Here is a 12,321-nt window from a genome sequence, read left to right as displayed (position 1 = left end):
AGGTTTCCATGAGCCAGCCGCAACGAATCGAGACGCAAGTCGATGCCGTCCAGCACCTGAGCTTTCGCGTGCGCGAGGCCGGTTACGCGCTGCCCATCGCCCTGGTACGCGAAATCATCGAGTACGCCGAGATCACCCGGGTGCCGATGATGCCGGCCTATATCCACGGCGTCATCAACCTGCGTGGCAACGTGGTACCGGTGCTGGACCTGGCCGCGCGCTTCGGCCTGAGCCTGACCGAGCCCGGCAAGCGCACCTGCATCGTGATCATCGAACTGGCGCTGGCCGATGGCCTGCAGCGTATCGGCCTGGTGGTGGACGAGGTGGACGAAGTGCTGGAAATCGATCCGCGCCTGGTCATGCCGGCGCCGGCCTTCGGCACCACCATCCGCTCCGACTTCATCGCTGGCATGGCCCAGCAGGCCCAGGAATTCCTGATCATCCTCAACATGCTGCAAGTGCTGTCGCTGGACGATATCCGCCACCTCAGCCAGGCGGCGAAGGCCCATTGAAATGTCCGCGATGCCCAAGTTGCCGGTGCTCGGCGAACAGAATTTTCGCCAGTTGCAGCAGTTGATGCGCGATGCCTCCGGCATCCACCTGGCGAGCAACAAACGCTCGCTGGTGGCCGGACGCTTGTTGAAGCGCCTGCGCCACCTGCAGATCGAAACCTACGACGAGTACCTGAACTGCCTGGCCACTCCCCAATACGCCCGTGAACGGCGCCTGGTCGTGGACTTGCTGACCACCAACGAAACCTACTTCTTCCGCGAGTTCGCCCATTTCGAGTTTCTCGGCCAATGGCTGAGCAAGCGCGGCGGGCCGCTGCGCCTGTGGAGCGCCGCCTGTTCGTCGGGCGAGGAGCCCTACAGCCTGGCGATGACCGCCGCCGAGCATGCGCGCGGCAACGAGTGGTCGGTGCTGGGCAGCGACCTCAGCCAGAGCATGCTGGAGATCGCCGAGCAGGGCATCTACGACCTGGCCCAGGCGCGTTATTTCCCCGAGGGCTGGTTGCACCGTCACTGCCTGTGCGGGATCGACGACATGCAGGGGCGCATGCGCGTGCAGGCCTGGCTGCGCAACAAGGTGCAGTTGCGCGAAATCAACGTGATCCAGCCCATGCCGGAAAGCCTCGGCCAGTTCGAGGTGATCTTCCTGCGCAACCTCCTGATCTACTTCGATACCCAGCAGAAGCAGCGCATCGTTCGCAACCTGGTCGAGCGCCTGTGCCCGGGTGGGCTGCTGTTCATCGGCCACGCCGAAAGCATCCACGGCTTCAACCTGCCGCTGCGCCCGGTGCGGCCTTCGGTGTTCGAACGCTTATGATCGAGCGTTCCACTCCCATCCGTGTATTCATCGTCGACGACTCGGCCCTGGTCCGCCAGGTGCTCGGGCAGTATCTCGGCAACCATCCCGGCATCCAGGTGGTCGGCATGGCCGCCGACCCGCTCTACGCCATCGACAAGATGCGCCGCGACTGGCCCGATGTGCTGGTCCTCGACGTGGAAATGCCGCGCATGGACGGGCTGACATTCCTGCGCCAGATCATGGCCGAGCGGCCGACGCCGACCATTATCTGCTCGACGCTTACCGAGGCCGGCAACGACCTCAATGTCGAAGCCCTGGCTGCTGGTGCTGTCGGGGTATTCACCAAGGCGAAACTGGGGCTCAAGCAGAGCCTGGAGAACATTGCCGGGAATCTGGTGCGCTGCATCGAGGATGCCGCGAAAACCCGGCCAGTGGCCCGTCACGCCTTGCCCGCGACGGAAAAAAAAGACCTGCAGCCGGTCCCGGCGCTGCGCAAAACCACCGACCGAATCGTTACACTTGGCTGCTCGACCGGCGGTACCCAGGCACTGGAGTTCGTCCTGCGGCAACTGCCGCGCGACTGTCCGGGTCTGGTCATCGTTCAACACATGCCGGAGAAGTTCACTGCCGACTTCGCACGCCGTCTCAACGGCCTGTGCCAGATCGAAGTTCGCGAAGCCAGGCATCTGGATCGCGTGCACACCGGACTCGCCTTGCTGGCACCCGGTGGCCTGCATATGCAGCTCAAGCGCAGTGGTGCGCACTACCTGGTCGAAGTGCTCGACGGCCCTGCCGTCAACCGGCACAAGCCCTCGGTCGATGTCCTGTTCCGTTCCGCCGCTCGCCATGCCGGCAGCAATGCCCTGGGCATCATCATGACCGGCATGGGTGACGACGGAGCCCGTGGCCTGCTGGCCATGCGCGAACAGGGTGCCAGCACTGTGGCCCAGGACGAGGCCAGTTGCGTGGTGTTCGGCATGCCCAAGGAAGCCATTCGCCTCGGCGCGGCCCAGACCATCGAGCCGCTCGATCGCATGCCGATCCTGATCAACCAGTTCGGTGTCAGTGCCCGCAATGGCTGAGCAGTCCAGTATCACCTTCCAATGCCGCCCTGCGCGCGATACAGGCTCGAACCTATGCTTTGCCGTTTACTGATAGCCGACGACTCGCCCCTGTTCCGTGCAGGTCTGCGGGCGTTGCTCGAACAAAAACAAGAATATGCCGTGGTTGGCGAAGCGGGCGACACGGTGACTACCGTGGAGCTGGCCGAAACCCTCAAGCCGGACATCATCGTGCTGGATATCGCCCTCGGCACCATGGCTGGCGAGGAATTGTTGCGCGAGCTGTACCTGCGGGTGCCGGCCTGTACCGTGCTGATGCTGTCGTCGCGCTCGGAGCTGGACTTCGTCATGCACTGCCTGCAGCAGGGCGCCCATGGCTTCCTGCTCAAGAGTGCGACGGTGCAGGAGCTGGAGCTGGCCTTGCAATCGTTGCGCGGGGGTGGGCAGTACCTGTCGTCGGCGGTGCTGCCGCTGGTGATCGGCCAGGCGGTGAAGCAGAACCGGCGCAAGCCGCAGGTCAGCGCAGCGATGCAGCTCACGGCGCGGCAGATGGAGATCCTGCGCTTGATCGCCCGGGGCGAATCGACCCGTTCCATCGCCGACGGCCTGGGACTGAGCGTAAAAACCATCGAGGCGCACCGCTCGCAGATCATGCATCGCCTGCAGATTCACGATGTACCGGGGCTGGTGCTGTTCGCGGTGCGCGAAGGAATCATCCGGCTCAACGACTGAGCGCTGTCAGGTCAGGGCCGACAGTGCCGCCTCCAGGTGCTGCGGGAAGGTGGCCGGCTTGCCGGTATTGCGCTCGATGAACACCTGCACCACCCGCCCCAGGGCATGCAGCTGCTTACCGCTCATATCGAACAGTGCCGCCTCGTACTCCACCGTGCTCCCGGCGAAGCGCTCGACCCGCAGGCCCACCTGCAACATATCGGTGAAGGCTGCCGAGGCGTAGAAATCGCAGGACGAACTCACCACGAAGGCCACCACCTCGCCTTCCTGCGGATCGATCTGGCCATGGCTGGCAAGCCACGACTGGATCACCGTATCGAAAAAGCCATAGACCGCCGCGCTGGTGATCTGGCCGTTGAGGTCTGCATCCTGCCAGCGGGTGGAGATGAAGCCGGCGTGGGGGAAGTGGTCGATCTGCAGGTCTTCGGACATGGGCGTTCTCTAGTGGGAGGAACGAGGAATGCTGAAGGATTTGTTGGCGGATCGCCATAGCAATCATTGGCAAGCCAGCTCCCACAGTTGACCGAGCCGCGGCGGAATTCTGCGAACGACACAGGACCCTGTGGGAGCTGGCTTGCCAGCGATTGCGGCGGTGAACTCACCGACGTAATCGTTGTGCTTCGGCGGCCCGATGAGCCAACTACCACTGGTCGGCACCTGACAAAAATGCCAGTTGTCCACAGAAGGGCCCAGGGCTTCAATGGCTCCAAATCTTCTGATGAAGAGGGCAGGGCATGAGCACGGTCCTGCTTTTCAGCGACAGCCAGGCAACCACCATCTTCACCATGACCTGCCTGATGGACAGTCGCTTCCAGGCGACGCAGGCTCATGACCTTGGGCGCGCTGGAACTTCTGAAGGTGAACAGCTATGACCTGGTCGTCGCCGACCTGCACCTGCGCTCGAATTATCGGGAACTGGTCAGTTGTTTTTATCCGGCAGCAAGCCTGTTATTGATCGATCGTAGTGAAGAACAGGTCGCCTGGGCCAGCGGCGCCCGTGGGGTGTTGGTGAGGCCATTTCCGCCCTGTGAGCTTCTTGCTGCGATCCACAAGCAGATCAACTGTTTGTGAAACTTGCACTTCGCCACCTGATAAAAATGCCAGTTGTGCCGGTTGCCCGATGCCCCTCAAATGGCTGTGTCGATATTCCGTCGGCTATGAGGAGGAACGACCAGTGGCTACTCTCATAGATGGTTTCGAAGACCTGTCCGTAAAGAACCATGCACCAGAATCGACTTTTATCCTTGAAGTGCCCTCGAATACCGGCACGACACTCGCAGCCGTGAAGGATCCACTCGCCGAGATCAACAAGGGTATCTGGGTCAAATAGCGGTACTGGATTCATCTACGTAATCGTGGTGGTTCGGCCCGCTTGATGAGCCCACCACCGCTGCTGAAATCGCGTGCCGACAAGGTGCTCGTAAAGCCGGTTAGCGCAGAAGAGTTGCTGGCTGCAGTTAAAGCACTGCTGGCTTAGGAAGAGCTGCATCCAGAAGTTGATGGTACAGGCGCCCACAAAAAAGCCCCGACTCTCACAAGCCGGGGCTTTTTGCACAGCGCCTGTCAGCTTACAGCTGAGGACCGGCAGCCTTGATCGCGTCGGAAACTTCGAACTTCTTGAAGTTCTCGATGAACAGCGAGGCCAGGCCTTTGGCTGCTTCGTCGTAGGCGGCCTTGTCGGCCCAGGTGTTGCGCGGGTTCAGCAGTTCGGTATCGACACCCGGAACGGCCTTCGGCACGTCCAGGTTGATGATGTCCAGGTGCTCGGTCTCGGCACCGATCAGCGCGCCGCTCTGGATCGCGGCGATCACCGCACGGGTGGTCGGGATGCTGAAGCGCTTGCCGACGCCGTAGCCACCACCGGTCCAGCCGGTGTTGACCAGGTAGACCTTGGAGCCGAAGCCCTTGATGCGCTTGATCAGCAGCTCGGCGTATTCGCCGGCCGGACGCGGGAAGAACGGCGCGCCGAAGCAGGTGGAGAAGGTCGACTTGATGCCGCCGCCCGAGCCCATTTCGGTGGAACCGACCAGCGCGGTGTAGCCGGACAGGAAGTGGTAGGCCGCCTGCTCGTTGTTCAGGATCGACACTGGCGGCAGGACGCCGGTCAGGTCGCAGGTCAGGAAGATGACCGCGTTTGGCTCGCCGCCGAGGTTCTTCTCGGAACGCTTCTCGACGTGCTCCAGCGGGTACGCGGCACGGCTGTTCTGGGTCAGGCTGCCATCGGCGTAGTCGGCGTGCTTGGCGTCGTCGAGGACGACGTTTTCCAGCACTGCGCCGTGCTTGATGGCTTTCCAGATGACCGGCTCGTTCTTCTCGGAGAGGTCGATGCACTTGGCGTAGCAGCCGCCTTCGATATTGAAGACAACGCCTTCGCCCCAGCCGTGCTCGTCGTCACCGATCAGGTAACGGCTTTCGTCGGCCGACAGGGTGGTCTTGCCGGTGCCGGACAGACCGAAGAACAGGGTCACGTCGCCTTCTTCGCCGATGTTGGCGGCGCAGTGCATTGGCAGTACGTCGGCGGCCGGCAGCAGGAAGTTCTGCACCGAGAACATGGCTTTCTTCATTTCGCCGGCGTAGCGCATGCCCGCGATCAGGACTTTCTTCTGGGCGAAGTTGAGGATCACGCAGCCATCGGAGTTGGTGCCGTCACGCTCTGGCACGCACTCGAAGTTGGCGACGTTCAGCACTTGCCACTCTTCGCGGCCAGCCGGGTTGTACTGGGCCGGGTTGATGAACAGGCAACGGCCGAACAGGTTCTGCCAGGCAGTCTGGGTGGTCATCTTGACGGCCAGGTAGTGCTCTTCGGCTGCACCTACGTGAACGTGGGAAACGAAGTGTTCCTGGGCGTTGTTGAACGCCTCGACACGGGCCCAGAGGGCGTCGAACTTGTCGGCGGGGAATTTGCGGTTGATCGGGCCCCAGGCGATGGCGTCCTGGGTGCTCGGCTCTTCGACGATGAAACGGTCAACCGGCGAACGACCGGTACGGTGACCGGTTTTCACGACCAGCGCGCCGGTGTCGGCCAGCTCGCCTTCACCGCGTTTCAGTGCTTCTTTTACCAGCTCGTCGACGCTCAGATCGGTGAACACGGCGTTGTTGGCTTGCGTCATGAGATTCCCCATCCGGCCCGGTGGCCGAGTGCTCCAAACGATTTGTAGTAGATCTTTACGAACTACTACAGCGAAAAAAGTGGCCGGATTATGCCAGAAACGCCCAAAAAAAGTAGGGCCCTCCTGTCAGAACTGCTTCTTAAGCGCATTCGACAGGAGAATTCCCTGAGCGGAAACGTTTCAGTGACGAGTATCTGACGGCGAGTCCACGCCGCCTCCAGCGAACAGCTGCTCCACATCCGCCGTATCGAAGCGATAGCGCTCGTTGCAGAACTGGCAATCGACCTCGATCTCGCCGCCATGTTCCACCAGCAGCTCGCGGGCGTCTTCGAGCCCGAGGCTGACCAGCGCGTTGCCGGAACGCTCCCGCGAGCAACTGCAACGGAATTGCAGCGGCTGAATATCGAACAGGCGCACGGCATCTTCGTGGTAGAGGCGATGCAGCAGGGTTTCGCTGTCCAGGCCGAGCTGTTCGTCGCGGCTGAGGGTGTTGGCGATGGCCGAAACGTGGGCCCAGCTGTCGGCGCGCTCATCGGCATCCGGCTGGCGGTCCACCGGCAGTTGCTGCAGCAGCATGCCACGGGCGCGCTTGCCGTCGGCGCTGAGCCAGAACCGGGTGCCCAGCTGCTCGGACATGACGAAGTAGTTGGTGAAGGACTCGGCCAGGTCGGCGCCATCCAGTTCGACGACGCCCTGGTAGCGCTTGCCGTGGTGCGGATCGATGGTCAGCGCCAGTACCCCGTTGGGCATCAGCTCGCGCAGGCCGGCGTCAACACCGAGCGCGTCGCCGTCATAGCGGGCGATACCGCGGATCTCGCGCTCGCTGGAGCACTCGACCATCAGCAACGGCACCGGACCATCGGAACGCGCCTGCAGGATCAGCAGTCCATCGAACTTGAGGGTGCCGACCAGCAGCGCGGCGGCGGCCATCAATTCGCCGAGCAGTTGTGCGACCGGTTGCGGGTAGGGGTGCTTTTCCAGCACCCGGGCGTAGCTGGTTTCAAGGCTGACGAGTTCGCCGCGCACGTCGCGCTCGTCGAAGATGAAGCGTTGGGTGAAGTCTGTATCCGGCACGTCGCTCATTGGGAATCTGCTGTCTGTAAATGTGACAAGATAATTACAAGGGTTTCGAAACCCCTATGGCAGAGCACCTGAAGGTGCTCGCATGGCAATTTTTCTGGAGAGGTATCTTATGGACAATCGACCACTGTTCCAAGCGAGGTGGTCCTGGGGCCCATTGGCAGCCTGTACGCTGCTACCCATTGCGCTACTGTGTTTCTGGTTATGGCCTTTTGGCCAGATCCTCTGCCTGACTTTCGACGAGTGGCTGTTCCACAGCCTCAATGCGCCGCTGGCCGACAACGCCGCCTGGCGCTATATCTGGACCCTCGGCAGCCTGCGTCCCTTCGATATCGTCGTCGGCCTGATCCTGCTGGCCGTGCTGATCCGTGGCAATTGGGTGTTCAAGGCGCACCAGGTGCGCGAAGCCTTCTTGGGCTTCTTCGTCACGCTGCTCCTCTTAGTGGTGGTTCGCGCGCTGTTTTCCAAGTGGGTGGACGCTGCCGGCTGGCAGCATCACAGCCCGTCCATGGTGTTCGAGGATGCCATTCGCCTCAGCGATTTCTACCCGCACCTGGAAGCCACCTGGGAACTGAAGGACCGTTCCAGCAAGAGTTTCCCGGGTGACCACGCCTCGGTCCTGCTGGTCTGGGCGCTGTTCATGACCCTGTTTACCCGGGGGCTCTGGCAGAACCTGGTGGTCTGGGGCCTGGCCGTGCTGTTCATGCTGCCGCGCCTGGTCGCGGGGGCTCACTGGGGCCAGGACGATTACATCGGTGGCTTGCTGATGGCCGTGCTGGCACTCGGCTGGAGCTGCTTCACGCCACTGGCTGCAAGGGCCAGCGCCGCGCTGATGCGCTGGACCGCGCCGTTGTTCGCCTTCGCCACCCGCCTGCCGGTGATCCGGCAATTGAGCGTGGTCAGCGGTCAGTCGTAATTGCCCTGGAATTGATGGATCTGCCGACGCTGTTTCTTGGTCGGCCGGCCATCGGTGGTCACGCCCAGCGCGCCGGCCTTGCGCAGCTCCGCCGCCTGTTCGCGGCGGCGGATGCTGTCTGCGGTTTCCTCGTATAGCGTCTGTGCCTCCGGCGCGCCCCGGCGCACGATGGACAGCGCCTTGACCACCACGGTCCTTTCGTCGAAACCGGTACGCAGGACGAACTCGTCGCCGATACGCGGCTCCTTGCCGGGCTTGCAGCGCTCGCCGCGGCAGTGCACCTTGCCGCTCTCGATGGCGGCCTTGGCCAGGGCGCGGGTCTTGTAGAAACGCGCGGCCCAGAGCCATTTGTCCAGACGAACCTTATCGTCGTCTTCCTGATAAGCCATGACACAGCTCCGTTGAATTGCGGTCATGGAACTGTACTACCGTAACTGACGGATGCAAAAAGTCCGCTGCCTGCTTACAGTTCACCGAATTTTCCCGGGTTGCCCATCGTGAAGACATTTGATCATCTGAGCGTTATCGGTTTGCGCGAGTGGGTGGCCTTGCCCGACCTCGGCCTGGCCGGCCTGCGCGCCAAGATCGATACCGGCGCCAGCACCTCCAGCCTGCATGCCACCGAGGTCGAGCCGTTCACGCGCAATGGTGAACGCTGGGTGCGCTTCAACGCCCACCTGGGTTCGGTAGTGCAAATGCGTCACCGCCGCTGCGAAGCGCCGCTGGTCGCGATGAAGACCATCAAGAGCTCCAATGGTCACGCCCAGGTGCGTTACGTCATTCGCACGGCACTTGCGCTGGGCGACAGGGTCTGGGAAGTGGAGTTCACCCTGGCCTGTCGCAAGGCCATGCGTTATCGGCTGCTTCTAGGCTCCAAGGCCCTGGTGCACGGCCAGCTGGTGGTCAACCCAGGGCTCAAGTATGTACAGGACAAGCCGGCGTTCCCGGCAACCATTACCCCTTCCACAGGTGCTGCATGAAGATCGCTGTGCTGTCGCGTAACCCGCGTCTGTATTCCACCCGTCGTCTGGTCGAGGCCGGGACGCAACGGGGCCATGAAGTGGTTGTGATCGATACCTTGCGTGCCTACATGAACATCGCCAGCCACAAGCCGCAGATCCACTATCGCGGCAAGCCACTGGAAGGCTTCGATGCGGTGATTCCGCGCATCGGCGCCTCGGTGACCTTCTACGGCTGCGCGGTGCTGCGCCAGTTCGAGATGATGGGCGTGTACCCGCTCAACGAATCCGTGGCCATCGCCCGCTCGCGGGACAAGCTGCGCTCGCTGCAATTGCTGTCGCGCCGTGGCATTGGCCTGCCGGTCACCGGCTTCGCCCACTCGCCGGACGATATTCCCGACCTGATCCAGATGGTCAACGGTGCGCCACTGGTGATCAAGGTGCTGGAAGGCACCCAGGGCATCGGTGTGGTGCTGTGCGAAACCACCAAGGCTGCCGAATCGGTGATCGAGGCGTTCATGGGCCTGAAGCAGAACATCATGGTCCAGGAGTACATCAAGGAAGCCGGTGGTGCGGACATCCGCTGCTTCGTGGTCGGCGACAAGGTGATCGCCTCGATGAAGCGCCAGGCCAAGCCGGGGGAGTTCCGCTCCAACCTGCACCGCGGTGGCACCGCCAGCCTGATCAAGGTCACCCCTGAAGAGCGCATGACCGCCATTCGTGCGGCCAAGGTCATGGGCCTGAGCGTGGCGGGTGTGGATATCCTGCGCTCCAACCACGGCCCGCTGGTGATGGAGGTGAACTCGTCACCCGGTCTGGAAGGCATCGAGGTCACCACCGGCAAGGATGTCGCCGGGATGATCATCGAGCATCTGGAAAAGAACGGCGGGCCCAACCAGACCCGCACCAAAGGAAAGGGCTAGACGGCGTCGCGCGGTAGCAGCAGGCCCAGTGGCAAGCGCACCCGGGCCTCGATCCCGCCACCGGAGCGATTGCGCAATTCCACGTTGCCGCCATGCTGGGCCGCGATCCGCCGCACGATCGCCAGGCCCAGCCCGGTGCCTTTGCCGCTGCGGGCCTTATCGCCGCGAATGAACGGGTTGAAAATGGCATCCAGCTCGGCGGGATCGATCCCCGCACCGCGGTCCAGCACGCTCAGCACCACGTATGGCGCGTTGGCGTCACCCGAGACATAAGCGGCCACTTCAACGCCCTTGCCGGCGTGATGCAGCGCGTTGCCGATCAGGTTGTTGAGCAGGCGCTTGATCGAGACACGGCGCAGCGGGAAGGGCGGAATCGGCTCCAGGCACAGGCGCACCTGTTCCTTCGGCTGGTTGAACGGCGCGACCACTTCGCGCACCAGGTCGCTCAGGTCCACTTCCTCGACGGGCTCGTCGCGGCCGTCGCGGATGAAGGCGAGGAACTGGTCGAGGATGGCGTCCATGTCCTCGATGTCGCGGACCATGTCGTCGGTGAGGTCGCTTTCGCTGGGCAGCATGGACAACGACAGGCGCAGGCGGGTGAGGGGCGTGCGCAGGTCATGGGAGACCCCGGCCAGCATCAGTTCGCGCTCCCGGCCGGCCTGTTCCACGTCCTCGGCCATCTGGTTGAAGGCGCGGTATACCTCGGTCATCTCGCTCGGTGTGTCGCTGATCGGCAGGCGCACGCTGCGGCCCTGGCCCAGTTGCCGGGCGGCGAACACCAGGCGCTTGAGCGGCTGGTTGAGCTGGCGCACGAAGATCCACGCCGAGGCGGTGGACAGCAGGCCGATGGCGAGGAACCAGCCAAGCACGTTCCAGATCTTCTGGCCGCGCAGCGGGTGCGGGTACAGCGGCACCTTGAGCCAGTCGTCGCCCAGGCTCGGCGCCCTGACCCAGAGCGCCGGAGGCGAATGGACGCGCAGGCGGACCTCGGTGTCCTCGCCCAGCTCGGCCTGCATCTGGCGCTGGTAGATCTCGCTGTAGGGCCAGTGCTGCTCGCCCTCGGGCACGCCGTTGCCGGTGACGCGGATCAAGCCGGCGGCTTCGGCGACCTTGTCGCGGTTCTCCTCGTCCGCTGCCCAGTACGCACGCAGGGTCAGGGCGACGCCGTGGCTGTACTGGCGATCGACCAGCACGTCCTCGTTCATCAGCAGGTAGACCAGGGTCAGCGCCTTGGAAAACAGGACGACGATCAACACCAGCCACAGGGTGCGGGCGAAGAAGCTTTGCGGAAACCACAGTGGCGTTTTCATGGACGACGGCTACACGCTTGGCAGGTGCGAGCGCGGCTCGCGGGCAGGGCAGGAGGTGATCCAAGCAAAAGCAGGGCAACCTTGCGGTGGCCCTGCTTTCGATGACTCATCGGTAACACGTGCCATCACTTGCCGGCATTGCCGTCCGGCACGAACACGTAGCCCACGCCCCAGACAGTCTGGATGTAGCGCGGCTTGGACGGGTCAGGCTCGATCATGCGGCGCAGGCGCGAAATCTGCACGTCGATGGAGCGCTCCAGCGCATCCCATTCGCGGCCACGGGCCAGGTTCATCAGCTTGTCGCGGGTCAGCGGCTCGCGGGCGTGCATGACCAATGCCTTGAGCACGGCGAACTCGCCGGTGGTGAGCATGTGCACTTCGTCACCGCGCTTGAGTTCGCGTGTGGCCAAGGACAGCTCGTAGTCGCCGAAGGTGACGGTTTCGTCCTCGCTGCCCGGTGCGCCCGGCACCGTCGGCGCCTGGCGGCGCAGTACGGCCTTGACCCGCGCGACCAGCTCGTCGGGGTTGAACGGCTTGGCCAGGTAGTCGTCGGCGCCCAGTTCCAGGCCCTTTATCCGGCTCAGCTCGTCGCCCTTGGCGGTGAGCATGATGATCGGTACCTGGTTGTTCGCTGCGCGCAGGCGCCGGCAGGCGGAAAGACCATCCTCGCCGGGCAGCATCAGGTCGAGGACGACCAGGTTGAACACCTCGCGCGCCAGCAGGCGGTCCATCTGTTCGACATTGGGTACTGCCCGTGCGCGATAGCCCTTGCTGGTGAAGAAACGCTCGAGAAGGCTGCTCAGGCCCGGGTCGTCATCGACGATGAGGATCTTTTCGCCTTCGGCTGTTTGTGCAGTGCTGCTCATGGGTAGCTCCTTTAATCTCGGCGCGCATTATGGCTTAGCCGCCATTTGCGGGTGCC

At 63.1% G+C, this 12,321-nt stretch carries 15 protein-coding genes; 9 read left to right on the top strand and 6 right to left on the bottom strand.

Translation table 11 applies throughout. The features are described from left to right. Positions 1 to 8 precede the first annotated feature (8 nt). The 4 genes from ACPFMA_RS27720 to ACPFMA_RS27705 are packed head-to-tail and all read left to right on the top strand — an operon-like array spanning position 9 to position 3,101. Positions 9 to 512 carry a chemotaxis protein CheW gene (locus ACPFMA_RS27720; RefSeq protein ID WP_064303129.1) on the top strand — a complete coding sequence of 168 codons (504 nt, stop codon included), beginning with the start codon at positions 9 to 11 and terminating at the stop codon, positions 510 to 512. 1 nt (position 513) lies between these two features. Then, positions 514 to 1,326, top strand: coding sequence for a CheR family methyltransferase (locus ACPFMA_RS27715; RefSeq protein ID WP_037060494.1), 813 nt, complete (start codon positions 514 to 516; stop codon positions 1,324 to 1,326). Continuing rightward, entirely contained in the window at positions 1,323 to 2,390 is a 1,068-nt protein-coding gene (locus ACPFMA_RS27710; protein WP_009400087.1) for a protein-glutamate methylesterase/protein-glutamine glutaminase, read from the top strand. The genes ACPFMA_RS27715 and ACPFMA_RS27710 overlap by 4 nt, the downstream gene beginning before the upstream one ends. A 54-nt stretch (positions 2,391 to 2,444) precedes the next feature. After that, positions 2,445 to 3,101: a response regulator gene (locus ACPFMA_RS27705; protein WP_009400089.1), complete on the top strand. Its 657-nt coding sequence runs from the start codon at positions 2,445 to 2,447 to the stop codon at positions 3,099 to 3,101. Positions 3,102 to 3,107: 6 nt separating this feature from the next. Here ACPFMA_RS27705 and ACPFMA_RS27700 read toward each other — a convergent pair whose 3' ends face one another. After that, complete coding sequence (locus tag ACPFMA_RS27700) at positions 3,108 to 3,533, bottom strand: acyl-CoA thioesterase (protein WP_009400091.1); 426 nt, start codon at positions 3,531 to 3,533, stop codon at positions 3,108 to 3,110. 302 nt (positions 3,534 to 3,835) lie between these two features. On the opposite strand from ACPFMA_RS27700, the gene ACPFMA_RS27695 reads away from it, so the two are divergent. Beyond that, positions 3,836 to 3,973, top strand: coding sequence for a hypothetical protein (locus tag ACPFMA_RS27695; RefSeq protein ID WP_425929399.1), 138 nt, complete (start codon positions 3,836 to 3,838; stop codon positions 3,971 to 3,973). Next, positions 3,960 to 4,172, top strand: a complete 213-nt coding sequence (locus ACPFMA_RS27690) for a hypothetical protein (RefSeq protein ID WP_425929397.1) — start codon at positions 3,960 to 3,962, stop codon at positions 4,170 to 4,172. The genes ACPFMA_RS27695 and ACPFMA_RS27690 overlap by 14 nt, the downstream gene beginning before the upstream one ends. A 497-nt stretch (positions 4,173 to 4,669) precedes the next feature. Here ACPFMA_RS27690 and ACPFMA_RS27685 read toward each other — a convergent pair whose 3' ends face one another. Together ACPFMA_RS27685 and hslO are read right to left on the bottom strand one after the other, a co-directional pair. Beyond that, positions 4,670 to 6,211: a phosphoenolpyruvate carboxykinase gene (locus ACPFMA_RS27685; RefSeq protein ID WP_009400106.1), complete on the bottom strand. Its 1,542-nt coding sequence runs from the start codon at positions 6,209 to 6,211 to the stop codon at positions 4,670 to 4,672. A gap of 180 nt (positions 6,212 to 6,391) precedes the next feature. Further along, positions 6,392 to 7,294 (bottom strand): Hsp33 family molecular chaperone HslO, encoded by a 903-nt coding sequence (gene hslO / locus ACPFMA_RS27680; protein WP_420059043.1) that lies wholly within the window; start codon positions 7,292 to 7,294, stop codon positions 6,392 to 6,394. A gap of 109 nt (positions 7,295 to 7,403) precedes the next feature. Between hslO and ACPFMA_RS27675 the strand changes: the two genes are divergently transcribed. Next, on the top strand, positions 7,404 to 8,207 hold the full coding sequence (locus ACPFMA_RS27675; protein ID WP_425929394.1) for a phosphatase PAP2 family protein: 804 nt from the start codon (positions 7,404 to 7,406) through the stop codon (positions 8,205 to 8,207). On the opposite strand, the gene ACPFMA_RS27670 is transcribed toward ACPFMA_RS27675, so the two are convergent. After that, complete coding sequence (locus ACPFMA_RS27670; RefSeq protein WP_064303131.1) at positions 8,198 to 8,596, bottom strand: RNA-binding S4 domain-containing protein; 399 nt, start codon at positions 8,594 to 8,596, stop codon at positions 8,198 to 8,200. The two genes, ACPFMA_RS27675 and ACPFMA_RS27670, sit on opposite strands and share 10 nt — an antisense overlap. 108 nt (positions 8,597 to 8,704) lie before the next feature. On the opposite strand from ACPFMA_RS27670, the gene ACPFMA_RS27665 reads away from it, so the two are divergent. Next, positions 8,705 to 9,187, top strand: coding sequence for an ATP-dependent zinc protease family protein (locus tag ACPFMA_RS27665; RefSeq protein ID WP_009400114.1), 483 nt, complete (start codon positions 8,705 to 8,707; stop codon positions 9,185 to 9,187). After that, positions 9,184 to 10,089, top strand: coding sequence for a 30S ribosomal protein S6--L-glutamate ligase (rimK, locus tag ACPFMA_RS27660; protein ID WP_009400116.1), 906 nt, complete (start codon positions 9,184 to 9,186; stop codon positions 10,087 to 10,089). The genes ACPFMA_RS27665 and rimK overlap by 4 nt, the downstream gene beginning before the upstream one ends. On the opposite strand, the gene ACPFMA_RS27655 is transcribed toward rimK, so the two are convergent. Then, on the bottom strand, positions 10,086 to 11,399 hold the full coding sequence (locus ACPFMA_RS27655) for an ATP-binding protein (RefSeq protein WP_064303132.1): 1,314 nt from the start codon (positions 11,397 to 11,399) through the stop codon (positions 10,086 to 10,088). The genes rimK and ACPFMA_RS27655 overlap by 4 nt on opposite strands. Positions 11,400 to 11,524: 125 nt before the next feature. Continuing rightward, on the bottom strand, positions 11,525 to 12,265 hold the full coding sequence (gene ompR / locus ACPFMA_RS27650; protein WP_009400122.1) for a two-component system response regulator OmpR: 741 nt from the start codon (positions 12,263 to 12,265) through the stop codon (positions 11,525 to 11,527). Positions 12,266 to 12,321 lie beyond the last annotated feature (56 nt).

The organism is Pseudomonas sp. NyZ201 (assembly GCF_049860765.1).
GTDB lineage: Bacteria > Pseudomonadota > Gammaproteobacteria > Pseudomonadales > Pseudomonadaceae > Aquipseudomonas > Aquipseudomonas bharatica.
This window is presented reverse-complemented; position numbering and strand designations above follow the sequence as displayed.

Excerpts from the sequence above, each read along its gene's own strand:
- ACPFMA_RS27695 (WP_425929399.1), top strand. The coding sequence starts at position 3,836 with ATGAGCACGGTCCTGCTTTTCAGCGACAGCCAGGCAACCACCATCTTC.
- ACPFMA_RS27710 (WP_009400087.1), top strand. The coding sequence starts at position 1,323 with ATGATCGAGCGTTCCACTCCCATCCGTGTATTCATCGTCGACGACTCG.
- ACPFMA_RS27670 (WP_064303131.1), bottom strand. The coding sequence starts at position 8,596 with ATGGCTTATCAGGAAGACGACGATAAGGTTCGTCTGGACAAATGGCTC.
- ACPFMA_RS27705 (WP_009400089.1), top strand. The coding sequence starts at position 2,445 with ATGCTTTGCCGTTTACTGATAGCCGACGACTCGCCCCTGTTCCGTGCA.
- ACPFMA_RS27720 (WP_064303129.1), top strand. The coding sequence starts at position 9 with ATGAGCCAGCCGCAACGAATCGAGACGCAAGTCGATGCCGTCCAGCAC.
- ACPFMA_RS27715 (WP_037060494.1), top strand. The coding sequence starts at position 514 with ATGTCCGCGATGCCCAAGTTGCCGGTGCTCGGCGAACAGAATTTTCGC.
- rimK (WP_009400116.1), top strand. The coding sequence starts at position 9,184 with ATGAAGATCGCTGTGCTGTCGCGTAACCCGCGTCTGTATTCCACCCGT.
- hslO (WP_420059043.1), bottom strand. The coding sequence starts at position 7,294 with ATGAGCGACGTGCCGGATACAGACTTCACCCAACGCTTCATCTTCGAC.
- ACPFMA_RS27700 (WP_009400091.1), bottom strand. The coding sequence starts at position 3,533 with ATGTCCGAAGACCTGCAGATCGACCACTTCCCCCACGCCGGCTTCATC.
- ACPFMA_RS27685 (WP_009400106.1), bottom strand. The coding sequence starts at position 6,211 with ATGACGCAAGCCAACAACGCCGTGTTCACCGATCTGAGCGTCGACGAG.
- ompR (WP_009400122.1), bottom strand. The coding sequence starts at position 12,265 with ATGAGCAGCACTGCACAAACAGCCGAAGGCGAAAAGATCCTCATCGTC.
- ACPFMA_RS27675 (WP_425929394.1), top strand. The coding sequence starts at position 7,404 with ATGGACAATCGACCACTGTTCCAAGCGAGGTGGTCCTGGGGCCCATTG.
- ACPFMA_RS27655 (WP_064303132.1), bottom strand. The coding sequence starts at position 11,399 with ATGAAAACGCCACTGTGGTTTCCGCAAAGCTTCTTCGCCCGCACCCTG.